At 34.1% G+C, this 24,375-nt stretch carries 27 protein-coding genes, 3 pseudogenes and 1 riboswitch; of the genes and pseudogenes, 20 read left to right on the forward strand and 10 right to left on the reverse strand.

Translation table 11 applies throughout. The features are described 5' to 3' along the window. The first annotated feature begins 205 nt into the window (after positions 1 to 205). The 4 genes from ACTYA4_RS16880 (at position 206) to ACTYA4_RS16895 (ending at position 1,779) form a co-directional block, all read left to right on the forward strand. Positions 206 to 487 (forward strand): hypothetical protein, encoded by a 282-nt coding sequence (locus ACTYA4_RS16880; protein ID WP_445505757.1) that lies wholly within the window; start codon positions 206 to 208, stop codon positions 485 to 487. 1 nt (position 488) lies between these two features. Beyond that, positions 489 to 722, forward strand: coding sequence for a transposase (locus ACTYA4_RS16885; RefSeq protein ID WP_445505758.1), 234 nt, complete (start codon positions 489 to 491; stop codon positions 720 to 722). Between the two features lie 55 nt (positions 723 to 777). Continuing rightward, positions 778 to 1,437: a glycoside hydrolase family protein gene (locus tag ACTYA4_RS16890; RefSeq protein WP_445505759.1), complete on the forward strand. Its 660-nt coding sequence runs from the start codon at positions 778 to 780 to the stop codon at positions 1,435 to 1,437. Positions 1,438 to 1,512: 75 nt separating this feature from the next. Beyond that, positions 1,513 to 1,779, forward strand: a complete 267-nt coding sequence (locus ACTYA4_RS16895; protein WP_445505760.1) for a hypothetical protein — start codon at positions 1,513 to 1,515, stop codon at positions 1,777 to 1,779. Positions 1,780 to 1,889: 110 nt separating this feature from the next. On the opposite strand, the gene ACTYA4_RS16900 is transcribed toward ACTYA4_RS16895, so the two are convergent. Together ACTYA4_RS16900 and ACTYA4_RS16905 are read right to left on the reverse strand one after the other, a co-directional pair. Continuing rightward, entirely contained in the window at positions 1,890 to 2,153 is a 264-nt protein-coding gene (locus ACTYA4_RS16900) for a hypothetical protein (protein WP_445505761.1), read from the reverse strand. Between the two features lie 365 nt (positions 2,154 to 2,518). Beyond that, positions 2,519 to 2,893: a YhjD family protein gene (locus tag ACTYA4_RS16905; protein WP_445505762.1), complete on the reverse strand. Its 375-nt coding sequence runs from the start codon at positions 2,891 to 2,893 to the stop codon at positions 2,519 to 2,521. Positions 2,894 to 2,999: 106 nt separating this feature from the next. On the opposite strand from ACTYA4_RS16905, the gene ACTYA4_RS16910 reads away from it, so the two are divergent. Further along, positions 3,000 to 3,218: a WYL domain-containing protein gene (locus ACTYA4_RS16910; protein WP_445505763.1), complete on the forward strand. Its 219-nt coding sequence runs from the start codon at positions 3,000 to 3,002 to the stop codon at positions 3,216 to 3,218. A gap of 95 nt (positions 3,219 to 3,313) precedes the next feature. Here ACTYA4_RS16910 and ACTYA4_RS16915 read toward each other — a convergent pair whose 3' ends face one another. From ACTYA4_RS16915 to ACTYA4_RS16925, 3 genes are all read right to left on the reverse strand, one after another. Then, entirely contained in the window at positions 3,314 to 4,090 is a 777-nt protein-coding gene (locus ACTYA4_RS16915; RefSeq protein WP_445505764.1) for a VanZ family protein, read from the reverse strand. Positions 4,091 to 4,228: 138 nt separating this feature from the next. Then, entirely contained in the window at positions 4,229 to 4,783 is a 555-nt protein-coding gene (gene lepB, locus ACTYA4_RS16920) for a signal peptidase I (protein WP_445505765.1), read from the reverse strand. A 393-nt stretch (positions 4,784 to 5,176) separates the two neighbouring features. Beyond that, the gene (locus ACTYA4_RS16925) at positions 5,177 to 6,004 is read right to left on the reverse strand and encodes a helix-turn-helix domain-containing protein (RefSeq protein ID WP_445505766.1); all 828 of its coding nucleotides are present in this window, start codon (positions 6,002 to 6,004) and stop codon (positions 5,177 to 5,179) included. 214 nt (positions 6,005 to 6,218) lie between these two features. Here ACTYA4_RS16925 and ACTYA4_RS16930 point away from each other — a divergent pair, with 214 nt between their 5' ends. Genes ACTYA4_RS16930 through ACTYA4_RS16965 form a run of 8 tightly spaced genes read left to right on the forward strand, consistent with a single transcriptional unit; the run spans position 6,219 to position 9,770 of the window. After that, positions 6,219 to 6,614, forward strand: coding sequence for an ATPase, T2SS/T4P/T4SS family (locus tag ACTYA4_RS16930; RefSeq protein ID WP_445505767.1), 396 nt, complete (start codon positions 6,219 to 6,221; stop codon positions 6,612 to 6,614). Continuing rightward, complete coding sequence (gene comGB / locus ACTYA4_RS16935) at positions 6,580 to 7,632, forward strand: competence type IV pilus assembly protein ComGB (protein WP_443480128.1); 1,053 nt, start codon at positions 6,580 to 6,582, stop codon at positions 7,630 to 7,632. Before ACTYA4_RS16930 ends, comGB begins: the two co-directional genes overlap by 35 nt. Before the next feature lie 12 nt (positions 7,633 to 7,644). After that, positions 7,645 to 7,956, forward strand: a complete 312-nt coding sequence (gene comGC, locus ACTYA4_RS16940; protein ID WP_443480127.1) for a competence type IV pilus major pilin ComGC — start codon at positions 7,645 to 7,647, stop codon at positions 7,954 to 7,956. Next, the gene (comGD, locus tag ACTYA4_RS16945) at positions 7,953 to 8,393 is read left to right on the forward strand and encodes a competence type IV pilus minor pilin ComGD (protein WP_443480126.1); all 441 of its coding nucleotides are present in this window, start codon (positions 7,953 to 7,955) and stop codon (positions 8,391 to 8,393) included. The genes comGC and comGD overlap by 4 nt, the downstream gene beginning before the upstream one ends. Next, positions 8,377 to 8,697, forward strand: coding sequence for a competence type IV pilus minor pilin ComGE (gene comGE, locus ACTYA4_RS16950; protein WP_443480125.1), 321 nt, complete (start codon positions 8,377 to 8,379; stop codon positions 8,695 to 8,697). Before comGD ends, comGE begins: the two co-directional genes overlap by 17 nt. Before the next feature lie 10 nt (positions 8,698 to 8,707). Continuing rightward, positions 8,708 to 9,133: a competence type IV pilus minor pilin ComGF gene (gene comGF / locus ACTYA4_RS16955; protein WP_445505772.1), complete on the forward strand. Its 426-nt coding sequence runs from the start codon at positions 8,708 to 8,710 to the stop codon at positions 9,131 to 9,133. After that, the gene (gene comGG / locus ACTYA4_RS16960) at positions 9,120 to 9,506 is read left to right on the forward strand and encodes a competence type IV pilus minor pilin ComGG (protein WP_443480123.1); all 387 of its coding nucleotides are present in this window, start codon (positions 9,120 to 9,122) and stop codon (positions 9,504 to 9,506) included. Before comGF ends, comGG begins: the two co-directional genes overlap by 14 nt. A gap of 33 nt (positions 9,507 to 9,539) precedes the next feature. Further along, the gene (locus tag ACTYA4_RS16965) at positions 9,540 to 9,770 is read left to right on the forward strand and encodes a YqzE family protein (protein ID WP_443480122.1); all 231 of its coding nucleotides are present in this window, start codon (positions 9,540 to 9,542) and stop codon (positions 9,768 to 9,770) included. Positions 9,771 to 9,818: 48 nt separating this feature from the next. Here the strand turns inward: ACTYA4_RS16965 and ACTYA4_RS16970 are convergent, their stop codons facing one another. From ACTYA4_RS16970 to ACTYA4_RS16985, 4 genes and pseudogenes are all read right to left on the reverse strand, one after another. Beyond that, entirely contained in the window at positions 9,819 to 10,613 is a 795-nt protein-coding gene (locus ACTYA4_RS16970; protein WP_443480121.1) for a YqhG family protein, read from the reverse strand. A 163-nt stretch (positions 10,614 to 10,776) separates the two neighbouring features. Further along, the gene (locus ACTYA4_RS16975) at positions 10,777 to 11,814 is read right to left on the reverse strand and encodes an RNA-guided endonuclease InsQ/TnpB family protein (protein WP_443480120.1); all 1,038 of its coding nucleotides are present in this window, start codon (positions 11,812 to 11,814) and stop codon (positions 10,777 to 10,779) included. Positions 11,815 to 11,818: 4 nt separating this feature from the next. Further along, positions 11,819 to 11,911, reverse strand: a pseudogene (locus tag ACTYA4_RS16980) (IS607 family transposase); the annotation flags it as partial. A gap of 80 nt (positions 11,912 to 11,991) precedes the next feature. Beyond that, a complete protein-coding gene (locus tag ACTYA4_RS16985) occupies positions 11,992 to 13,668 on the reverse strand; it encodes a DEAD/DEAH box helicase (RefSeq protein WP_443480119.1) in 1,677 nt (558 codons plus the stop codon). Between the two features lie 330 nt (positions 13,669 to 13,998). Continuing rightward, positions 13,999 to 14,090, forward strand: a riboswitch (glycine riboswitch). 214 nt (positions 14,091 to 14,304) lie between these two features. On the opposite strand from ACTYA4_RS16985, the gene gcvT reads away from it, so the two are divergent. From gcvT to gcvPB, 3 genes are read left to right on the forward strand one after another with little or no spacing between them, the layout of a single operon-like run. Further along, entirely contained in the window at positions 14,305 to 15,411 is a 1,107-nt protein-coding gene (gene gcvT / locus ACTYA4_RS16990) for a glycine cleavage system aminomethyltransferase GcvT (RefSeq protein ID WP_443480118.1), read from the forward strand. Between the two features lie 20 nt (positions 15,412 to 15,431). Next, positions 15,432 to 16,778 carry an aminomethyl-transferring glycine dehydrogenase subunit GcvPA gene (gcvPA, locus tag ACTYA4_RS16995; RefSeq protein WP_445505768.1) on the forward strand — a complete coding sequence of 449 codons (1,347 nt, stop codon included), beginning with the start codon at positions 15,432 to 15,434 and terminating at the stop codon, positions 16,776 to 16,778. Beyond that, complete coding sequence (gene gcvPB, locus ACTYA4_RS17000) at positions 16,771 to 18,231, forward strand: aminomethyl-transferring glycine dehydrogenase subunit GcvPB (protein WP_443480116.1); 1,461 nt, start codon at positions 16,771 to 16,773, stop codon at positions 18,229 to 18,231. Before gcvPA ends, gcvPB begins: the two co-directional genes overlap by 8 nt. A gap of 95 nt (positions 18,232 to 18,326) precedes the next feature. Here the strand turns inward: gcvPB and ACTYA4_RS17005 are convergent, their stop codons facing one another. After that, positions 18,327 to 18,707 (reverse strand): rhodanese-like domain-containing protein, encoded by a 381-nt coding sequence (locus ACTYA4_RS17005; protein WP_443480115.1) that lies wholly within the window; start codon positions 18,705 to 18,707, stop codon positions 18,327 to 18,329. A 183-nt stretch (positions 18,708 to 18,890) separates the two neighbouring features. Here ACTYA4_RS17005 and lipM point away from each other — a divergent pair, with 183 nt between their 5' ends. The 4 genes and pseudogenes from lipM to splB all read left to right on the forward strand — a co-directional run bounded on the left by lipM (position 18,891) and on the right by splB (position 24,322). Next, positions 18,891 to 19,727, forward strand: coding sequence for an octanoyltransferase LipM (gene lipM / locus ACTYA4_RS17010; protein ID WP_443480114.1), 837 nt, complete (start codon positions 18,891 to 18,893; stop codon positions 19,725 to 19,727). A 466-nt stretch (positions 19,728 to 20,193) separates the two neighbouring features. Continuing rightward, a pseudogene (locus ACTYA4_RS17015) lies at positions 20,194 to 21,009 on the forward strand (ribonucleotide reductase barrel domain-containing protein); the annotation flags it as partial. A gap of 342 nt (positions 21,010 to 21,351) precedes the next feature. After that, positions 21,352 to 23,091: pseudogene (locus ACTYA4_RS17020) on the forward strand (vitamin B12-dependent ribonucleotide reductase); the annotation flags it as partial. Between the two features lie 205 nt (positions 23,092 to 23,296). Continuing rightward, the gene (splB, locus tag ACTYA4_RS17025; RefSeq protein WP_443480113.1) at positions 23,297 to 24,322 is read left to right on the forward strand and encodes a spore photoproduct lyase; all 1,026 of its coding nucleotides are present in this window, start codon (positions 23,297 to 23,299) and stop codon (positions 24,320 to 24,322) included. Positions 24,323 to 24,375 lie beyond the last annotated feature (53 nt).

The following is a 24,375-nucleotide window of genomic DNA, read 5'->3' on the forward strand; positions in this document are numbered from 1 at the left end:
AAAAGAGTTTTTAAAATATGTAGAAGAGGCATTACCATATATAGAAAAAAAGGTAAAGAACTCGACATTATAATATGGGATCAATGTAATGGTATAACTAAATATTAATCAACGAGTCTAGGATTCTTCCCCAGTGGAGAGTCCTTTTTTAGTTCCTTTAAGGAGGTGAGTCCAGTGCATAGACAAAGAAAAGGGGGACGAGAAGATGAGCATAGAGTTTGGCGTGCTGATTGCAGTTGGAGGCTTTGTTATTAGTTATTTAGCTTATCAACTCAACCGAACGAAAGAAGTTAAATCAGATACACAACAAGACGCTCAAATTAAAGCACAGCTTGATTATATCGGTAAAGGTGTGGATGACATTAGGATTGATTTACGGGCAAACGAACGGCAAATGAAAGAGTTTGGCGAGCGTGTAACACGTGTGGAGGAAAGTAGTAAGTCTGCCCACAGAAGATTGGACAAAATGGAAAAGGAGAATGATTAAAATGGAACAATTATCAGTAGCAGTATTTATCGCAGTGATTGTAGGAGTAGTAGAATTGTTTAAAAAAAGCTTAGGATTACCAGTTAGATTTGCCCCATTAGTGTCTGTATTGTTAGGGGTATTAGTTGGTATTTTTTATCTTGGAGTGGAACTAAAAACTGGTATCGTGTATGGGTTGATTATTGGATTATCTTCTTGCGGATTATACAGCGGAGTTAAATCAACAACAAAGTAAGAGTGGCCATAACGGCTGCTCTTTTTCTATATAAAAATAAAAGGGAGAGATCCAAATGAAAACGTCAAAAAACGGAATTGACCTTATTAAGAAGTTTGAAGGCTGCAGATTGATTGCGTATAAACCTGTTCCAACTGAAAAGCATTATACAATCGGATACGGTCATTATGGACCAGACGTTAGACTTGGACAAGTTATTACTCAAGCGCAGGCTGAAAAGTTGCTGAAGGATGATTTAAAGAAGTATGAGGACGGCGTACTATCAGCAATCAAAGTTAGCTTAAATCAAAACCAATTCGACGCACTGGTCTCTTTTGCGTATAACTTAGGGGTAGGAGCTCTTAAATCATCTGATTTAGCAAAATATATTAATAAAAAAGATTTAGTCGGAGCAGGAAAAGAATTTGCTAAATGGATCCATGCCGGCGGCAATGTTCTTAGTGGACTTGTAAAAAGACGTGCTGCAGAAGCGGAACTGTTTTTCAAACCAGTACCTAAACCTAAGCCGCAGCAAAAGCCGAAACCTAAACCGAAACCAAAATCAAAACCAGCTCCAAAGCCAGCAGCTAAAAAATATTACACTGTTAAAAAAGGTGAAATATTAAGCAACATTGCTAAGAAGGAAAAGACGACTATTGCTGTCATTAAAAAGTTAAATCCAAATATCAAAGACATCAATAAAATCTATCCAAACCAAGAAATTCGAATAAAATAAATAGGATGGATATAATAGTATACTAGATATATATTCAATATTTTTTGGATAAAAAGCAAAAAAAAGGAGAATTGAATGAAGTTATTAAATTCAAACAAAAAGTTAATTATTGCTAGTATAATATTGGTATTAATTTTTTCGTTTATTAAGATGGGAATAAGAAGGGAAGACAATTACTTCTTTTTTGGTCTTCCTGCTCAATGGTTAGGGTACTTTGGTGGTGGTCAATTTAGCTTTGAAGGATTTGGATTATTATTTAACGTTCTGTTTTTTTATTTAATTTTGAGGCTGTTAAATAAATTGATCATAAACATTAAAAATAACAATAACAACAAGCAGTAATAGCATCATACTACAAAAAATCCGCATAAAATAACTCGGATGGGTATAAAATAGTTTTACAGCATGATATAGCTAAAAAAGCCCTTCTCTAATTAAGAGAGGGGTATATTTTATTTATTGAACTTTTGCTCTATATACTTAAGACCAGTCGTAAGAAATTTTTCTTTAGATAATTCCCCATCATATATAGCATGTAAATTTTCTGTGAACTCATCCCATTCACTCATTACTTCTGTTAGTATGTCATAGGTAAAATCACCAATGTCTAATGTTACTCCTAAATCTGTTAATTCTTTTTGTTTGTCGCTATATTCTTTTTCTTGCTCAATTGCTTTTAGAATCATGGCTTCAAGGGCTTTTCTTTCCCAACTCATAACATGTTCCTCCTCGATAAATTATAATTCTTTTTTACTAATAACTTTAATGGAAATAAGTGAATTTATCCATTTTAGTAAAAAGAAAAGTTTGTACATTTTGTGAACTAACAGGAATTTCAGACTATATCAAAGAATCCTCCTTATAGTAAGAAAGGAGGGTAAAACATGAATATAGTCAAATTAAAGAAAAGATTAGATTACTATAACGGTTTGATACGATGTCCAGTTTGCGAGAAGTATCTGAGTCTGAACGACGATATAAAAATGAACATCATAGCCACGTTAACACATATTAATTGCCCAGATCCAATAAGAATAAAAGACACTGGAAAGTATAAAGAAATTTTAGCGAAATACCCGGATTATTTTCCGGGCGAGGAATAATTATGTAGAAAATAATCCCTTAACAACTTCTCAGTCTTATTCCGCAAATTAGCATTAAAGTACCGATGCACTTCATGATAGCCGCGATAATAAAAATTATATTGAGTAAATACACCATCGTTTTCGCCTTTCACGACTTTCATATTGACCATTCGCATTTTGTCACGGATTATTTTCAAGTCTTTCTGGACTTTGAGCATAGTATGTTCGATAAGATCCAGATAGACTTGTTTTAGCTTAAAACCAGTAGTCTGCTCTGTAACCTTTCGGTCATACTCCAATACAGATAAAAGCAACGGCAAATAAATAGCCTGTTCAATTATTTTTCTATGTTCATCCGGAATCCTAGTCATAACGTCACCTTTTTTAGATAAAGTATATACGAACAATTGTTCTGTTTCAATCTTGTTTTAGAACGAATGTTCGTATATAATGTATGCAAAAGGGAGGTAGTTATGCATGAATCAACAACTAGAAAAAGCGTTAAGAGACAATAGACCAATTGAAATCATTTATGAAAATAAGAATGTGTTTACAAAGCGAGTCATCCTAGTAAAAGAAATTAATGAAACATACATTAAAGCTTTCTGTTTAACAAAAAGACAGCCACGGATCTTTAAGATAGATTCAATCTTGGCTGCCTCCTTTGTAGAACGAGGGGAATTATTGTATGCATAAGAAATAACTAGTATACGAAAAGATGTACTATTCGTAGATGAATTAAGGACTTTTAAACTTTATAAAATTGATTTAATCTTTCTAAAACGTATTTATTAAATTTCATCTAAAAATATTTTTTGTGTTTTTTTAAATCCATTTATACCAACTTTAAATATCCAGAAAACTAGTACACCTATAATAGCGCCTATAGTATTTAAAATAATATCATCTACATCTACGCCACGACCTTCTGCATATTGAAGACCAGATGTAATATATGAATTTATTAGTTGAAATAGTTCAATTCCTATAGAAAAAATAAATATCAAAAATATTGTCTTTGTTTTGGACTTAGAAATTCTTAAAGATAATATAAAAAAGGATAAAGGAACTATCATTAATATATTACCTATAATTTGTATAATAGGAGTTACTCTTTGTCTAGATAAATTTAAAGTGAATGATTGATTATATAAATCTTTAATGTTATCGATAGTTAAACCTTTAAGAATTGTATGAAAAGGAATCAAATTAATACGATCAAACATTATATGGTGATGTCCTATATATTTCATTATTACAAAGTGTATAAGACCTACATGTGCAACTAATGCTTGTAATAAAAAAAGATAAAGAACAAATAAAATATACAAAATAATTTGGTGTATTTTTAAAATGTTGGTTTTTTTTGTTAAAAAAATAGCGAAAATTAAAACAATTGTTAAATTAATTAAACATTCAATTATTAGTATTAAAGTATATTCTGATTTTAGAGATGTAAATAAATGATAGACTAAATAACTAATAGAAATTGCAACTAATATACAAATTTTAATAGTGTTTAATGTATTTTTTTTTATTGAAAATCTCTCCTTCCTCCTGTATAACAAAAATCGACGAAATAAATATTTTTATTGTATAGTAAATTATATCTAAATTATATAGAAAGCCCAACTCGTTTGAGAAGGACTTTCTTTTTTTGTGTGCTTTCCTTGAAAAATAACGTGTGAAATTTTATTGCGGAAAAATTATTTTATTAGTTGCAAATCTTTTATTGGCCAAAAAACAACATTCGTACTACCTACTACTTTTTTTAAGGGTATTACTCCAATACGGCGACTATCTTTACTATCTCGTCGGTTATCTCCCATTACAAATATAGTATCTTTAGGTACTCTTTCAAAACCCCAAAGTTCTTTTAATGTAAAATTTTCTGTAAGCAATATATTTTTACCAAATTGTTCTTTTATCGCTTTTTTATTTTCATCTAAATATTTTTCTTCATATGCTTTTCCATTGATATATAACACATCATTCTTATATTCAATTTTATCTCCAGGTAAACCTATTACTCTTTTTACATAATCTTCATCTTCAGTAGCATGAAAAACAATAATATCAAATCTTTTTGGTTTTCCTATTTTAGATACAATCATTCGATTTTCATTTTTTAAAGTAGGATCCATAGATTCCCCATCAACTACAATAGGAGCAAATATAAAAGAACGAACCCCGACAGTTATTAAAACTGCTATAATAATAGCTTTTCCCCATTCAAATACTTCATTTTTCTTTTTTGTCATTATTTTCATCCTTTAAAAATTATAGTATTGCTCTTTAAAGTGGTTTAATTCGATTGTCGAATCTTTAAGTAACGCTCCCTTATCCTAACCAATTATTCGTATAAGCAACTATTCCAAGTATAGCGCCAATTGCAGCTCCGAAAAATATTCTCCATTTGTTTTTTTTGTATCGCTCATAAAAAATCCCTCCTGCATAATTTGTAAATATTGTACCTTAATTGGAAAAATCGTACAATGTTTTATCGAAAACTGTTAATGTGATAGCTGTCAGTGCAGCTATAAAAATAAATAACAATTTTTTAAATTGTTTCCCCATAAAATCTTTTCAGTTTTCACCAATTATTTTACATATACTAATAAATATTTATTATACGTTTGGCAAAACTAGACAAATTATTCCATGAAGTCTAAATCGAAATATAACTTGTCCATAAGATTGTTCACGATACCGTTAAAATAACCAAATATATTCTTAATTCCCTTATTAAATTTAATCTTCATCACAAGTTCTTTTACTGATTGTAAAGCAATTTTAAGCTCTTGATCTGCATTAAATGCTCTAGTATTATTCTCAAAATTAACAACTTTGTTGTTTTGCTTAACGACCTTCCACAACTCATTAATTGTTTCAGCATCGTTATAAAAATAACTGGTCAATTTAGAAAATTGTTCTGGAACCCAATGAGCTACAAAATTAGCTTTAGTGATATTATCCACAGATTTTTCAACATTAGGTGTTAAGGTAACAGTATTACGTTTATTATTAATATTTTGTTTTAAAGAAATAGAATTAGTTTTAATGGTCGGACACTTTTCGGACTCTTTAGCAGCAGTCTTGTCGGACACTTCTTCCTCAACAGGATTAATGATAATAGTATTAGCTGTTTGCAGCATGTCTTTTTTACGCTTCATTGCAATTTGCTTAATCATACCTAGATCAACTAACTTCTTCATTAAACGCTGCACTGTTTTATATGATACTTCTAACTTTTCAGCAATGGTGTTTTTATTCATGTAGCTTACACCTATTTGCTTACAGCTGTGACGCTTTAAAACTTCCAGTAATGCAATAAGTCTAGCTTGTACATCTGCACGTTTAATAGACATACGGATAGTGTCACGGTATGCACGCACAGTTTTATTCATATCTTCGATATCTGTAAATGTAGAAAGATTGTGGAAGGAGTCCACACTTGCTATAACATCTATTCTTTTTTTCATAATTTTGTCTCCCTTGGAAACAAAAAAGCAACAGAATGCCAAATGTAAGCAAACTGTTGCTAGGATCTCTTACGTACTGTAAAATAAAGTACATAAGAGTACAGCAAGTGTTTGCCTATCGAGAGTAGGCGGACGGTATAAGGGTGTTGGTAGCACCACTTATACACGCTGTGCTTTTTTGTTTTTATGTAAATAATTAGAGTTGTAATATAATGTGTCTATCATATTAACAGGACATCTTGTCATCACAACGATGCATACACGAGATGCAAAAGGGGCGGTTCATCGTTTACTGGAATTTGGTGTGAATAAGCTGGAAATAGAACAAACATTGATTGCAGTAACAGCACAAAGATTAGTAGAACTAGTTTGTCCATATTGCAGCGGCGATTGTTCTACCTATTGTTTTAGCTTAAAAGACCGGGTGAAAAGGGCAAGTGTTTTTGAGATTATAACAGGAAAAACGATTCTCCCCATTCTCCATAATAATGTTTACAAGGAAACAAGCAAGTACAAAACATTAGCTCAAAATATTAATAAAGGAATAGCTTTAGGTTTTATTAAAGAAGATGAATATGAACGTTGGGTATATGATGAAGAAACAAAATAAATGGTCACTTACAGAGCAAGCATTGTTATTAAAAAGTATTGGGGAGCTATTAGAAAGAGGTTATTCACTAGCAGAAGCAGCACATTCTACTCTTTATTATTTGTCCGATCAAAAGCAGGAAGATATACGGGCATGCATTGGTGCCTTACAAGGAGGTGAATCGTTTTATGAAAACTTAAAAAAAATGCAATTTAATGAACAGTTGATCAGCTATGTATTTTTTGCTGAGAAACATGGCGGCTTTGCAGCAGCCTTTCAAGATGGCAGCAAAATGATATTAACTAGACAAGAAACGGTTGCAAAATTGAAAAAACTCCTCTACTATCCACTTTTTTTAATTAGTTTTACATGCATCCTATTCTTTTTTGTACAACAGATTCTACTCCCAAAATTCACAAGTCTTTTTGTATCCATGGATTTAAAGAAAAATATATTTATGGTTTTTGTTATTGGGGCTGGAAAAGTAATCCCCATTATTTCCATGCTGCTTGTCATATGTATCCTCCTATTGATTCTTTATTATCATCTTTATTTTAAAAAACAAGATATGATTACAAGATGTACTATGTTTGTTCAACTGCCTCTGATTGGTAGATACTTCTCTCTTTATTATACCCACATCATTACACTTCAATTAAGTTATTTAGTGTCAAGCGGATTTTCGATTTATGAAAGTCTACAATTTTTCCAACAAAATAAACAGCAGCGTTTATATGCTGAGGTAGGATTAATAGTCATGGAACATTTGCGAAAGGGAGAACGATTAGAACAAGCTTTTAGCGTCATTCCTTTTTTTGAAAAAGAATTACGGAGAATACTGCAGCATGGGCAAGAAAATGGAAGATTAGATCAAGAACTTCACTATTTTAGCAGTTTTTGTATAAATACGTTTCAGGAAGGAGCGAACAAAACAATAAAAATAATTCAGCCAAGTTTGTATGCATTGGTTGGTTTGCTCATTATTAGTTTGTATTTAGCTGTATTATTACCGATGTTTCAGTTGTTAGACGGTTTTTGAAAGGAGAAAAGAATGAAAAATGAAAAAGGGTTTACGTTAATTGAAATGATGATAGTTCTTCTCGTTATTTCGATATTGCTTCTTATTACGATTCCAAATGTTACAAAACATAATTCTAAAATTAATAAAACAGGTTGTGATGCATTTGTAAAAATGGCTCAAGCAGAAGTCCAGTCCTATTATATGGATAATCAAAAATATCCAACAGATATGGAAGCTCTTGCAGATGCTGGTTATGTCCAAGAAGGTCAAACAACCTGTCCAAATGGAAAGGCAGTTGTCATTAGTAGTAGTGGCGAGGTGTCGGTTGCAAGTACACCATGATAAATAATCAAAAAGGCTTTACATTAATTGAAATGTTGGTTTCACTTTCCGTTTTTATGATTCTCCTTTCCATATCATTTCTACTATTTAGACCGCAGCATGTTATGGTTAAAGAAAAGTTGTTTTTTTCAACTTTACAGTCGGATTTGTATTACGCCCAAAGCTATGCTTTATCTCATCAAATGAAGATGTATGTGTATTTTTATCCTAAACATAAGCGGTATTATATTAGTGGGGATATGCAGACTGGCTACATTGTTGATCGTTATTATGATGAAAGTATAAAAATCAATCAAGATTTAACCCCAATTTCTTTCTCCATCGTTCGAAATGGCAATGTGTCGGAATTTGCCACTTATTACATTTCTATAGAAGATAAAAATTACAAATTTACTGTTCAAATAGGACAAGGAAGATTTTATGTTGCAAAATTGTAAAGGTTTTTCCTTACTAGAAATGTTTTTAGCTTTAACTATTTGGTCTCTTTTAACCCTTTTCTTTATTCCTGCTTATACCCATTTGTTAAAACAGTATCAGCAATTAGATCAGGAGTTAACATCTACTCAACTTTTATACGAATATTTGATGCAGTTTCGTGTAGAAGAAAAAGAAAAAAAGGGAATGGAAGTAGAAAAGAATGGGACACGATATTCTATAAAGTGGATAAGGGAGGAGGAAGTATGTTTATATTATGAGAATGTTTTCCAGAAAAAACAGCAAATTTGTGAAAATGTTCAATGATAAGGGATTTATGTTATTGGACATGCTGTTTTCGTTATTCCTTTTTTTGTTAATCATTGCCTTCCTCCCTCCCATTTTACACATAATTATAGAAAAACAAATGGTCGCTGTTCAATTAAAAGAGATGGAATGGCAAGTTTTTGTCGGTCAATTAAAAAAAGAAGTGAGAATGTCTGAATCCATTCATGTCGAAAACAATAAGCTGTTGTTATATGTGGACGGGGAGAATATTATGTATGAATTATATTTAACGAAAATAAGAAGGAGAGTTAATGCAACTGGACATGAAGTAACTTTACAAGGTGTAGCTTCTGTACAATTTTCTGAAATTCACAATGGTGTAAAAGTGGAAGTGAAAAATGTTTATAACCAGCAAAAAGAAGTAAATATTTTGTCGTATGTACAGCTTGAAGGGAGTAATAATGATTCGAAATGAAAAAGGGGTTATTTATCCAATTACTTTTTGTATTTTTATCTTATTTATTCTCTTCTTTCTAGTAATGATTCAGCTTTATGTCAATAAAAAACACATTTTTCAAGAAACGAAAGCTATGTACAGGCAAGAATATTATTTCATGAGTACGGTAAAAGACTTAGAAAAAAAGCTGTCAAATGGAGAAGAAATTCCAGAAACGGGTCAATACAATTACTTCAATACAACGATTGATTACACGATAACCAAGGATTCTCCTACAGTTGAAAAAGTAGAATATTCCCTTCTTGCACCTCCAAATTACCGACTTTGGGCGTTGAGTTATTATGATAAAGAAAAGAAAAAAATGACCAAATGGGTCGAGGTAAATAAATAGCATCTTCATTTACTTGAATAAATAGGAGAGGAGTTGGTCATCCTATTAATAAAAAGCTGTGGTGATAAGATGAACACGAATGATTATGTAAAATATTTAACGCAAACATTTGTGCAATATATGGATCAGCCTAAAGATCAGCGAAAAAAATTAAAAGCGGAACGTAAAGGTAACAAAGAACCCTTTATGCTGCGTTGGTTTGGCATATTGCCTTATGTAATTGCTGCAAGTGTCAAAAATAGAAGAACTAAAATAAAAAGATAACATAAAAAGGCTGCTTGTAGGGATGATAACTCCGAACAAGCAGCCTTTTTATATAGCTTCTGAAGCTATATAAAAAAAGCCGCCGTTAATAATCGAAATATTTATTTTTGGTTCGTATTGTTCCTTTAATGCCAACTTTTCATTCTGTAAGCTTTCTGATGGTTCCTCTATATCTTCATAAAAATGTTCTAATAATTGTAAATCCTTTGTCCATCGTTGTTTCGCTTCTTCTGCCCAAGTATGATCTTCTTGCGTTAATGATTGTTGAATTGTATTTTCAATTCTTATCATCCCGCTCTTTGGCATAATTAATGGCGATAAGGTAAAAGCATAATCGGGGATTTTCGCAGATAAAGATAGTTTTTGCATTTTTGTTTGAAAATCATCGACTATTTGTCCATTTATTAACTGAAGACCGATAGAACGATACACATCCTTTTTGCGATCGCATTGATAAGATATTTTCATATTGATATTTAACCAAGGTTTTAATGCCGTATGCTGCTGGGTTTGTCCTACTACATTTTCGTATAAACGAATATACCGAGATAGTTTTTTTGCACAAGCAAATAATTGATGAAGCCGTGGTGAACCGAAATGAATTAATTCGCCCTTTATCTCGTTGGGGGCAATGTTCGGATCCGTTATTAATGTCAACTTTGCTGGATTTGGGGTGCCGCCAGTTTTTTCGAGATAATGCCAATAAAATGGGCGGTTCATCAGCTCTTTATCCAAATCAATTGTTAATTGCACAATCAAATAGCCTTTATTATTTTCGATTATCTCGCAATCCGTTGCTTGGAAAAATTTTTCAAGAAATTGATGAATTTCCTGCTGCTTCATATGGTTCATCCGTTGTCAAAACCTCATAAAAATCTATAAAGCTTGTTTATTTCCCTGTTCTTCGTGTCCGATTTTGCCGAAGCTACTTTCGTTTGATATGACACTCCGAGGGCGTAAATTCGGATACAACGAATCCTACATATTAGCAATAACGTTTAAGGTGTTAATTTGCTAATTGATAATGTGATAAGTTGATAGAAGCGTTCAAATCTCTATCTATTACAAGACCACAATCACATTGATATATTCGGTCAGATAGCTTTAGATTCTTTTTAACCGTTCCACAACATGAACACATTTTAGAAGATGGATACCATTTATCAGCCTCCACAAATTCAATCCCATGCTTCTTATACTGGATTTGCTGTTTGAATTCGTATAATCCTTGTTTGGCAATCGCTTCTGATAAATGCTTATTCTTCATCATTCCTTTGATGTTTAAGCTTTCCATTACAATTCGATATGGTTTGGTTTTCACAATATCGTTTGTCGTTTGATGAAGATAATTGGTTCTGATATTCGATAATCTTCTATATAGGTTCCGCACTTTCCTTTCGATTTTTATAATGTTGCTGGTTTTGACGAAACGGTCTCCCTCCTTGTTCATTTGATATTTTCGAGAAACTTGACGCTGCAACCTGCGAAGGCGTTTTTCTGCCTTTTTTACTACATTTGTTTTGTTTATGTTTTTAAACTTTCTACCATCTGAACATATTGCTAATTCTTTCACACCAACATCAATTCCAAGTGAAACATTTGTTAATTCCGTTGATTGTATTCCTTCTTCCATTCCAACAGACAAATACCAGTACTTACCATTAAAACTGATTCTTGGGTTGAAGTACTTTACACCTATTGGCAAAAGTTCAGACGTTTTAATCCAACCAACTTTTTCAATCAAGACTTCATCCTTTTTAACTTTGAGTTTGACGTTATCATTATAAAAAGACGGTTTTGATTTCTTCCTGCTTTTAAAACGTGGTTTCTCTGCTTGTTTTTTAAAGAATTTCTTATACGCATCACAAGCATCTTTGATCACTTGTTTTGTGATATTATTTGATACATCATACAACCAAGCATATTCTTCCGTTTGTTTTAAAACAGTCAATTCTTTACGCAGGGTTTCATCAGATAAAAATTTACTACTGTTCTTATAGTTTTCTTCTTGTTTTGAACTAATTGTACAATCCCCTTCAATCACATGATGGTTTGAAAGTATTTTGTTTATCCCATTTACTTAATGTTTGTGTTGTTTTTCCTATCCATTTAGTAAATTCATCTATTGAATAGTATCTCATTTATATCACCTCTTAGTTTTATTATAAAAATAAAGATTATAATAAAATAAGAAGTTTTTATGAACTTTTACAAAATATTTTTAACTGTTATTCACCTCCTTAAGAGTCTGTGCAAATTCAATCATACTCGTTAAATTATCCATTTTTATTTTCATTTCTCCTTCTGAGCGGGAATTAGAAAAAATGTCCACCATGTAATCATCCATATTGCCAAAATCTAATTTTGTTAAAATATCATCCAATTCGCCAATTACTTTCTCAAATAAATGAATTTTTTCATATAATAATGTTAAAATATGGTCCTCGACTGTATGTTTCACAGCAAAATTATAAATCATGACATTTTTCTTCTGGCCAAAACGGTGAATCCTGCCAATCCGTTGTTCGAGGCGCATAGGATTCCATGGCAAATCAAAGTTAATAATATGGTTGCAAAATTGCAGATTAATTCCCTCGCCGCCAGCTTCCGTTGCGATCAATACTTGAGCGTGGTTTTGAAATAAATCCCTCATCCAATCTTTTTTTCCTCTTTTAAAGCCGCCTCGAAATGGTACAGAAGTGATTCCATGCTGTTTTAAAAACCACTGCAGATACAGCTGAGTAGCACGGTATTCGGTAAAAATAATGACTTTATCATTAATTTTTTGGATGAGTTCTAACGCTTTTTCTGCTTTTGAGTTCGAAGTAACAGCTTCCACTTTCTTCAACAGTAAATGAATATTATTGGTTAATTGAGCAGATGGATTTTCTGATTTTTTTAACATATTTTGCAAGGTGTAGTAAACAGCTTCTCTGCTGCTGCACGCTTCCCGCTGCAATGTAATCATCGAGAATGGATTTCTGCCATTTGCTTCGTTTTGATGGCTGCTTTTTAATTGTTCAATCGTATCATAAAGATCTTTTTCCTCTTTAGAAAAATCAATGGTTACCGCTTCCACAACCCGTTTTGTCCATTCAATTCCCGTATTATGTCTGCGATTCCGTATCATGACTTTATTTACAAGTTCTTTTAAATGTTCATCGTCATTAATAGAACGAGAGTCTTTTTTATATTTTTCATAAAAAGTAGATTCATTACCTAAGTGGCCAGGTTTAAGCAAGGAAACAAGATTAAAGATTTCACTGATGCGATTTTGAATAGGTGTTGCCGTTAACAGAAGGCAAAATTTCTTTTTTAGGTTTTGTACAAATTCATAGTTTTTTGTTTTATTATTTTTTAATTTATGTGCTTCATCGATAATAACTAAATCATAATCTTGATCGTAAATAATCTTCCGATGTGGTTCTCTTTTTGCTGTATCAATGGATGATACGACAATATCACATTGCTCCCACACATAGCTTTTTCTTTGAATAACAGCCGGAATATAAAATTTTACATTAAGCTCAGTTGCCCATTGTGTGACAAGAGAAGCTGGCACTAAGATCAGCACTTTTTTTACTAGTCCGCGAATCATATATTCTTTTAATATAAGACCTGCTTCAATTGTTTTGCCTAGACCAACTTCATCTGCTAAAATCGCTTTACCGTTCATATCTTCAATTACTTTTTTTGCTACTTCCAATTGATGAGGAAGGGGTGTTAAATCCGATAAATGATTTGGTGCCTGAAGTCCTTCGAATTCACGAATAATCGTATGCTGTTCTACCTCAAGGGAGAGTTTAAATAGTTCCCAATTAGCCCATGGACCATCCTCAGTCATTCTTTTTAATAATTCATCATTCCATGAATGATCTAAGTTGATTTCAATCGTCATTCGTAGTCGTCCTTTCTCATTCTGTAAGGCATAAATTTGTCGTAAAAACAAGTGAAGGGTTTAGTGAATAGATGAAAAAATGTTATATAAAAATAATAATTTCGTGTATTGATAAATAAAATATTTTTTTATTAGAAAATAATTATTGCCTGAATTTCATCATGATGTTAGGATTAATGTGTAAAAGTTTTGAATTTTGTCACAAAATATCGATTTTTTTATAAAAAGTGAACAAAAACTACATAAGTATTTATTATTAATCGTCTTTTTCGAGACGATAATTATATTTAGTAATAGTATGACCAATAGATATAATTTTATAATACGCGGATGAGAAATAGGGGAGAGACTACATTTGTAGCGCCGAAGGAGCAAACAATTCTTATTGTGAATCTCTCAGGCAAAAGAACTCTATTTTGACGCAGCTCTGGAGAGCGCTGTATAAAAGACAGCCACCAAAGGGGACAGCCGATATCGGTAAACTTTCAGGTGCCAGGACAGAGACCTTTCTTCATTTAAATGGGAGGTTTCTGTCCTTTTTTTGTAGGGATTTTTCAGAATAGCTAGAAACTTCTCGTTAAATATAGTAATTAATTCACATAATAAAAAAATTGAAAATAAGAGGAGCTGAAGAAAATGACGACACTAAAGCGTACACCTTTATTTGAGTGCTATAAAGAATATGGAGCAAAAACAATTGATTTTGGTGGATGGGATTTGCCTGTTCAATTTTCCAGTATAAAAGAAGAACATGAAGCAGTTCGTACAAAAGCAGGCTTATTTGATGTTTCCCACATGGGAGAAATTGAAGTAAAGGGAGCAGAGAGCTTAGCTTTTTTACAAAAAGTATTAACGAATGATGTGTCAAAAATAAAGGTTGGCGGTGCTCAATATTCTGCTATGTGTTATGAAAATGGCGGAACAGTAGACGATTTACTAACCTATAAATTAGCGGAAAACCACTATTTATTAATAGTGAATGCATCTAATATTGCAAAAGATTACGATTGGTTATGTAAATATGCCGATGGGCAAGTGGAATTAACTAATTTATCAGAAGATTATGCGCAATTAGCTCTTCAAGGTCCATTGGCTGAAACTATCATTAATAAAATGAATCCAAATATTGATACTGCTTCTATCGGTTATTTTCAATTTCAGCAAAAACAGATGCTTGCTGGGAAAGAAGTACTGTTGTCACGTACAGGATATACAGGAGAAGATGGATTTGAAATTTATTGCGACAGCAAAGATGCTCCTTTATTATGGAGCGAAATATTAGCAGCCGGGAAAGAAGAAGGTGTGCTGCCATGTGGTTTAGGCGCAAGAGACACGTTGCGTTTTGAAGCAACGCTTGCTCTTTATGGTCAAGAATTATCAGCTGATATTTCTCCTTTAGAGGTTGGAATTGGCTTTGCTGTAAAATTAAATAAAGAGGACAACTTCATAGGCAAAGCCGCATTAATGGAACAAAAAGAACAGGGTGTTTCCCGTAAATTAGTAGGCATTGAAATGGTAGATAGAGGCATTCCAAGACATGGCTACAAAGTATATGCAAATGGAGAATTAATAGGGGAAGTAACAACTGGAACACAATCTCCTACATTAAAGAAAAATATCGGGCTTGCATTATTACAAAAAGAATTTGCCGTGCTTGCTCAAGAAGTAGATGTGGAAATTAGAGGGAAATATATGAGAGCGAAAGTTGTTGCAACCCCATTTTATAAAAGGAATCAAGCTTAAATTAGGAGGAGTTAAACAGGATGAAACATCGCTACTTACCAATGACACAAGAAGATCAACAAGCTATGTTAAAGAGTACCGGAGTAGACTCTGTGGATGAACTTTTTACAGATATTCCAGAAAAGATTCGTTTTCAAGGAGAATACAAGATTAAGCCTGCTAAAAGTGAATCTGCATTATTAAAGGAATTAAACAAACTTGCTCAAAAAAATATGGACGCTAAATCAAATGTTTCTTTTTTAGGCGCAGGTGTATATGATCATTACACGCCTGTCATTGTCGACCATGTCATTTCTCGTTCCGAATTTTATACCGCTTATACGCCTTATCAACCAGAAATTTCACAAGGGGAATTACAAGCAATTTTTGAATTTCAAACAATGATTTGTGAATTAACGGGTATGGATGTAGCGAACTCTTCTATGTACGATGGAGCTACAGCGCTCGCTGAAGCAGGAATGCTTAGCGCTGGTTTTACAAGAAGAAAAAAGATTCTTATCTCAAGCGCAGTTCACCCGGAAGCAAAAGAAGTGGTCAAAACATATGCAAAAGGGCAATACATCGAAGTAGTAGAAGTGCCTCATAAAGATGGGATCACAGATATCGATCAATTAAAAGAATTAATAGATGAGAATGTGGCATCTGTTATGATACAATATCCTAACTTTTTTGGGAGAATAGAGCCATTAAAAGAATTGGAAGAACTTATTCATTCTAATAAAGCGATGTTTGTTATTTCGAGCAATCCACTTGCTTTAGGAGTGTTAACTCCTCCAGGAAAATTTAATGCAGATATCGTCGTTGGGGATGCACAACCATTTGGAATTCCAGCGGCATTTGGAGGTCCTCATTGTGGATATTTTGCGGTAACCTCTAAACTAATGCGTAAGGTGCCTGGAAGATTGGTTGGACAAACGGTTGATGAAGAGGGGAAAAGAGGATTTGTTCTTACGCTGCAGGCTAGGGAACAGCATATTCGTCGCGATAAGGCAACATCCAATATTTGTTCCAATCAAGCACTTAATGCACTAGCAGCATCAGTAGCTATGACAGCACTTGGGAAAAATGGTGTGAAAGAAATGGCTGTCGCTAATTTGCAAAAAGCTCATTATGCGAAAACGAAATTAAAAGAAGCAGGCTTTCAAATAGAGTTTGATGGACATTCATTTAATGAATTTGTTATAAAATGCAAAGCTCCTGTCTCTAATATCAACAAGTCTCTGCTTCAAAAAGGGATAATTGGCGGATACGATTTAGGCAGAGATTTTGATGGATTAGATCATCATATGCTAGTTGCCGTAACAGAGCTTAGAACAAAAGAGGAAATAGATGAATTTGTGAATGAATTGGAGGATTACCATGCATAATCAACATCAAGCACTTATATTTGAAAGCAGTACACCTGGACGAATCGGTTATAGTCTGCCGGAAATGGACGTTCCGGAAGCAGCATTATCTGATCTTTTGCCAAACGATTATGTACGGGAGGCCAGCCCTGAACTGCCTGAAGTTTCCGAATTAGATATTATGCGTCATTATACTGCCTTATCGAAAAGAAACCATGGTTTAGATTCTGGTTTTTATCCTTTAGGTTCTTGTACAATGAAGTATAATCCAAAAATTAATGAAAATGTGGCACGTTTTAATGGGTTTGCTCATATTCATCCACTACAAGATGAAAGCTCTGTACAAGGTGCTTTGGAACTTATGTATGACTTGCAGCAGCATTTAACGGAGATTACAGGAATGGATGAAGTTACCCTTCAGCCTGCTGCGGGAGCACATGGGGAATGGACTGGATTAATGATGATTCGTGCATACCATGAAGCGAATGGTGACACGAATCGTACAAAAGTGATTGTCCCAGATTCTGCTCACGGTACAAATCCAGCGTCTGCAACAGTTGCCGGATTTGAAACGATCACCGTTAAGTCAAATGAAAATGGATTAGTAGATTTAGAGGATTTAAAACGAGTGGTTGGAGATGACACTGCTGCTCTTATGTTAACAAATCCGAATACACTAGGATTATTTGAAGAAGATATTCTTGAAATGGCGGAGATTGTTCATAATGCGGGTGGAAAATTATATTATGATGGTGCTAATTTAAATGCCGTATTATCGAAAGCAAGACCTGGAGATATGGGATTTGATGTTGTTCATTTGAATTTGCATAAAACCTTTACAGGACCGCATGGCGGTGGTGGACCAGGATCAGGTCCAGTTGGCGTAAAAGCTGATTTAATTCCATTTTTGCCTAAACCGGTTATTACAAAGATCGGGGAAGAGTATGTCTATGATTATAACCGTCCACAGTCAATTGGCAGAGTAAAACCTTTCTACGGAAACTTTGGAATTAATGTCCGTGCATACACTTATATCCGTTCTATGGGGCCAGACGGATTAAAAGCAGTAACGGAAAATGCAGTTTTAAATGCAAATTATATGATGAGACGATTAGCAGAATATTATGACTTGCCATTTGATCGTCATTGTAAGCATGAGTTTGTACTAAGCGGAAAAAGGCAGAAAAAGCTTGGTGTTCGTACGCTGGATATTGCGAAAAGGCTGCTGGACTTCGGGTATCATCCGCCAACCATTTATTTCCCGCTTAATGTAGAAGAGTGTATTATGATTGAACCGACAGAAACGGAATCAAAAGAAACATTAGATCAATTTATTGATGCGATGATACAAATTGCAAAAGAAGCAGAAGAAACACCGGAAGTGGTGCAAGAAGCACCTCATACAACGGTTATTGGCAGATTAGATGAGACGCTTGCTGCCCGGAAACCTGTTTTACGGTACGTGAAAAGTTAATAAGTCCGTAAATATAAAAAAATAGAGGGATTATCCTTGATGGAATTCCCTCTATTTCTGTTTCTATATCGTATAACCACTTTAACTGGCTATTATTATTTCGCTTTTATTTTTCCAGACCATTTTTTAAAGCCGCCTTGTAACTGGGTAAGCTGTCTATAGCCTTTGCGATGCAGGAATTCAGCTGCTCTGCCGCTGCGCAACCCGTTTTGGCAATATAAATACACTGGTTTATCAGGTCGTAATTCTCCTTTTCTCATTTTTAATTGAGACAATGGAATATTTCTTGCACCGAGAATATGACCTGCTTCGAATTCATTAGGCTCTCTTACATCGATTAATTGTGCCTTTCTGTATCCTTCGCGAAATTCTTCTTCTGTTACTGTTTTTACTATTCTCCGTTGATAAAGCCATTTAGATACCGAATAAACGATAACTGCTGCGACTATCACTAGAAGTGTATAAATCGATTGCAATGCTCATTTCTCCTTTCATAACTTGCACTCTTTCTATTATATAAGTGAACCATTCTAGTAGTAAAGAGAATACTTTTATTCACCATTGAAAAAGAAGTCGACATGCTTTTCTTCTTTCCTGCTTTTTGATAGACTTAAACATTGACCTAAACAAACTTATATTACAGTAAAGAAGGGATCTAGATGACACGAGAAACTTGGAGGTTTATAGATACAGGAAATTGCTCGCCTGCATTTAATATGGCATTAGATGAAGCGTTATTAGAATGGCATTCTACCGGCGATTTTCCACCAATCATCCGTTTTTATGGATGGAATCCTGCAACATTATCCATCGGATATTTTCAAAAAGTAGAAAAAGAAATTAATATGGATGCAGTGAAAGAGTTGAACCTTGGATTTGTAAGGAGACCAACAGGAGGAAGAGGCGTTCTTCATGAACATGAATTAACATATAGTGTGATTGTTTCAGAGGATCATCCTGAAATGCCGCAAACTGTTACGGAAGCCTATCGTGTGATTTCAGAAGGCATTCTGAAAGGTTTTCATTTGCTAGGACTCGAAGCATACTTTGCTGTACCAAAAACAGAGGAACAAAAAAATAGTTTAAAAAATCCTCGGTCAGCCGTTTGTTTTGATGCCCCAAGCTGGTATGAATTAGTTGTTGAAGGCAGAAAAGTAGCAGGAAGCGCACAAACGAGGCAAAAAGGAGTTATTTTGCAGCATGGCTCGATTTTATTAGATTTAGACGAAGATAAACTATTTCAGTTATTTAAGTATCCAAATGAGCGTGTGAAAGAAAGAATGCAAAAAGCATTTAAAGAAAAAGCGGTAGCCATTAATAACTTAACAACTAAAAATATTACGATTGATATGGCGAAAACTGCTTTTAAACAAGGATTTGAAGAAGGGCTTCAAATCAATTTAGAACCTTATGAATTAACTGAAGAACAGTTGAACTATGTTGAAAGATTAGCAAAAGAAAAATATGAAAGCGATGAATGGAATTTTCGCAGGTAATAGGGAATGTTTTCTATTATAAAAAAAGAATGAATAGATCAAAAGAGTGCTCTAGCAGCGCTCTTTTTCGCTTTGATTACACATAATGAAGTAAGAAGTACTACTAAAAAAATGAACTGAAAGTCTTGTCGAAAAATATTTTCACTTCAGGTCTTTAGCAAGAATCCAGTTGTATCAATCATTATCCATAACAAAAAAGTGCAAGTATGAAGAATGTCGAATTTTTGTCCTTTATGCTGAAATATCTTTTTTATTCTCTGTTTTTCTTCGATATCTATTTTTTTTCTAGTTTGACAAAATGAAATTCGACAGATTGAAACACTATATGTTGTTGTTATTTTTCTACGTAAGTACTATATGTTGATTTTGGTGGGTTGGTATGATACTTTAATTGTACATATTATTTAAATAGGAGTGATGCTAGTTACTTTTAATCAATAGGATAAAAAATGAAGGAGCTGTGTGCATGTCCGTTATGCTTAGACAAGATGTAAAAATAAATATTGAAAAATTAAATGAAGATATTAAATTATTTCCGGAGGTTCATCCGATCACTCCAGATATGAACACTGGCTTTAAAGGAGTTTCCCGACTTGTCATGCTTGACCGCTATACCTTTAAAGATACAGAAAAGGTTACGCTTGCATCAGGGGATTTTGTTGTATTGACAATTAAAGAAGATCCAAAGTTTCCTGCCAGAGGGCTTGGGATTGTTCAAGAAATAAACACGGATACCAAAATGGCAAGTGTACTTGTTGATGAAGAGTTTAGAGGTGTGTTGGAAGGAGAGGAAGGAGAAACTGGCATTATTCTTCGTTCATTGGATGTTATTGAAAAACCATTGGAAATTTTCTATGAGCAAATTGCTAAAAGAAATGCGACAGGACTTGCTTCTGTTGAAAAAACAGAAGCAAAAAGAAAAGAATGGTTTGAAAAATTTTATCAAGAATTAGTTAATTTGAATTTTATTCCAGCAGGAAGAGTGCTGTACGGTGCAGGTGCTGGAACAGACGTTACGTATTTCAATTGCTACGTGATGCCATTTGTTCAAGATTCCAGAGAAGGAATTTCAGAACACCGCAAGCAAGTCATGGAAATTATGAGCCGCGGCGGCGGAGTTGGTACAAATGGATCGACATTACGACCTCGAAATACGTTAGCTAAAGGGGTAAATGGCAAGTCTTCTGGTTCTGTATCTTGGCTGGATGATATTGCAAAATTGACACATCTAGTTGAGCAAGGAGGTTCGCGCAGGGGTGCACAAATGATAATGTTGGCGGATTAAAAAATATTTTTGTATATGTTAGTCCGCGTTGTTCAGAAATGAATGACAAGAAAATTGGGTGAATTGCGAGGAACTCCTTAGAGTCAATCAAGCTACAACGTGACTGGAAACGGTGGGCGTGAATGCTTAAAAATTGATTGAATTGGACAATTCGCAGCCAAGCGCCGTTTATAGGTGAAGGTTCAACGACTATCGAAAATTTGCACTTTGCAAAGAAGTAGAGTAGGGAAGAATTCCCGAAGTGCCCAACCCCTAACAGATGATGCTGAGGGTGAAGATATAGTCTAGTCCGTCTGTTATTAACAGAGTTAAAGTATCCTGAAAAGGACGGTAGTAACGTGGCATCCTGATATTATCGAGTTTATTATTTCTAAAATGCAAAATCCTCGTATTTTACGATTTTTAATAGAAAATACAAATGATGAAGCAATTAAAAAGTATGCGAAAGAAAAATTGAAATTCACTCCGTTGACAGAATCGGAAAAAGCAATGTACCAAGGTATCATCCGTTACAAAGAAATTCCTGGACAAGGCGGTTTTAACGAACAAATTATTAAAGAAGCAGAGGGGAAATTAGCAGCTGGCGGAAATTATTCTGTTCATCAGTCAGAATTTTTAACAGGAGCAAATATTTCTGTTTGTTTAACGAAGGAATTTATGGATGCAGTCGAAAATGATGGAGAATATGAACTTCGTTTTCCGGATGTAGAAAGCTATAGCCCAGAGGAAATGACGTATTATAATGAAGAATGGCATAAGATTGGCGATGTTCGAGAGTGGGAAGCGAAGGGGTATGCGATAAGAGTTTATCGTAAAATAAAAGCAAAAGAATTATGGAATCTAGTCAATATATGTGCAACATATTCTGCTGAACCGGGAGTTTTCTTTCTCGATAATGCCAATGACATGACCAATGCAAAAAGCTACGGGCAAAAGGTAGTTGCGACCAACCCTTGCGGCGAGCAGCCGCTTGCACCGTTTAGTGTATGTAACCTTGCAGCAGTTAACCTCGCAGAAATGGCAGATAAAAAAACGAAAACAGTTGATTTTGAAAAGTTAAAACAAACGGTTGAAGTGGGCGTACGGATGCAAGATAATGTCATAGATGCAACACCTTACTTCCTTGCTGAAAATAAAAAGCAGGCACTTGGTGAACGCCGTGTTGGTTTAGGTGTTATGGGTCTCCATGATTTACTTATTTATTGTGAAACAGAGTACGGCTCTGAAGAAGGAAATAACCTTGTAGATAAAGTGTTTGAAACGATTGCAACTACAGCTTATAGAGCATCTGTGGAGCTAGCGAAAGAAAAAGGAAGCTTCCCGTTTTTAACTGCAGAATCAGAAGAAGCAGAAAACAACCTTCGTCAAGCATTTATTGACACAGGCTTTATGAAAAAAATGCCGGAAGATATTCGTCAAGCAATTTTGCAGTACGGAATTCGCAATTCTCACTTATTAACAGTTGCACCAACAGGAAGCACAGGCACTATGGTCGGGGTATCAACTGGTCTAGAACCATATTTCTCTTTTTCTTATTTTAGAAGCGGGAGACTTGGCAAATTTATCGAGGTAAAAGCAGACATTGTACAAGAATATTTAGATGAAAATCCGGATGCTGACCCAAATAACCTTCCAGATTGGTTTATTGCAGCAATGGATCTAGCTCCAGAAGCACATGCTGATGTACAATGTATTATTCAAAGATGGATTGACAGCTCCATAAGTAAAACGGTGAATGCGCCAAAGGGCTATAGTGTGGAGCAAGTGCAGAAAGTGTATGAAAGATTATACCGTGGCGGAGCAAAAGGTGGAACGGTATATGTAGACGGCTCTCGTGATAGCCAAGTATTAACATTAAAAGCAGAAGAAAATACGTTTGATGAAGTGAAAAGTGAAGAGGTGGCACAAAAACCTCAAGTGGTATTAGTTGATACAATCCAAGAATTAACTTCCACTAAAGTAACAATTGGTTCAGAAATTGGAGATACTTGCCCTGTTTGTCGAAAAGGGGTTGTAGAAGAAATTGGCGGCTGCAATACATGTACGAATTGTAATACGCAATTAAAATGTGGATTATAGAGGATGTTCAAAAAGGCACCCAACTAAAGGTTCGAATATTTTCGTTGGCTTGCTTCTAATTTGTCACCTTTTTGAACACGTGTTTATAATAAACGAGGATGGGGAAATTTCCCTGTCTTCTTTTTTTAATTTTAGCTAACAATAATCATACATAGTTGTTTTCAGAGGTCAAATTAGTATAGAAGAAAGGGGCAGCAATTCTTAGATGAAACCATTTGTACCCCAATTAGTTTATATAGAACCAAAAGCTTTAGAGTATCCTTTAGGAATAGAATTAAAAGACAAATTTGAAAAAATGGATTTGGAGATTAGAGAAACAACTTCCCATAATCAAGTACGGGGGATACCTGGGGATAATGAGCTGCAGCAATATCGAAATGCAAAATCAACATTAGTAGTTGGAGTACGAAAAACGTTAAAATTTGATACATCCAAGCCTTCAGCTGAATATGCCATCCCTTTAGCAACCGGCTGTATGGGCCATTGTCATTATTGCTATTTGCAAACAACGTTGGGAAGCAAGCCATATATTCGGACATATGTAAATTTAGAAGAAATATTTACGCAAGCGGATTTGTACATGAAAGAACGAGGAAATCAAATTACACGCTTTGAAGCTGCCTGTACATCTGATATCGTTGGTATAGATCACTTGACCCATTCGTTAAAAAAAGCAATTGAGCATTTTGGAAAATCAGAAACAGGACGCTTGCGTTTTGTAACAAAGTATCATCATGTAGATCATTTATTAGATGCGGATCATAATGGAAAGACGAGGTTTCGGTTTAGTGTGAATTCACGATATGTGATTAAAAATTTTGAGCCAGGCACTTCTACTTTTGACGAGAGGTTAGAAGCGGCAAGAAAAGTGGCAGATGCAGGATATCCTTTAGGTTTTATTGTAGCGCCTATTTATATGCATGACGGATGGAGGGAAGGATATTACGAACTATTCGAACGTTTGGTTGATAGTTTAAAATATGCAAGAATAAACGACTTGACGTTTGAGCTAATCCAACATCGTTTTACAAATCCTGCAAAAAAGGTAATTACAAAGCGTTACCCTAAAACAAAATTAGAAATGAATGAAGAAAGAAGAAAATATAAATGGGGAAGATATGGAATTGGAAAATATATTTATCCAGAGGAAGAGGCGAAAGATTTAGAAACCACCATTCGTCAGTATATAAAGGATTTTTTTCCGCAAGCAGAAGTTTCGTATTTTACTTAATAAGAAAGACAGAAGAAAAATATATCTTCTGTCTATTTTTTATTTCAATAAAC

Source organism: Niallia yueguangensis, assembly GCF_052663115.1.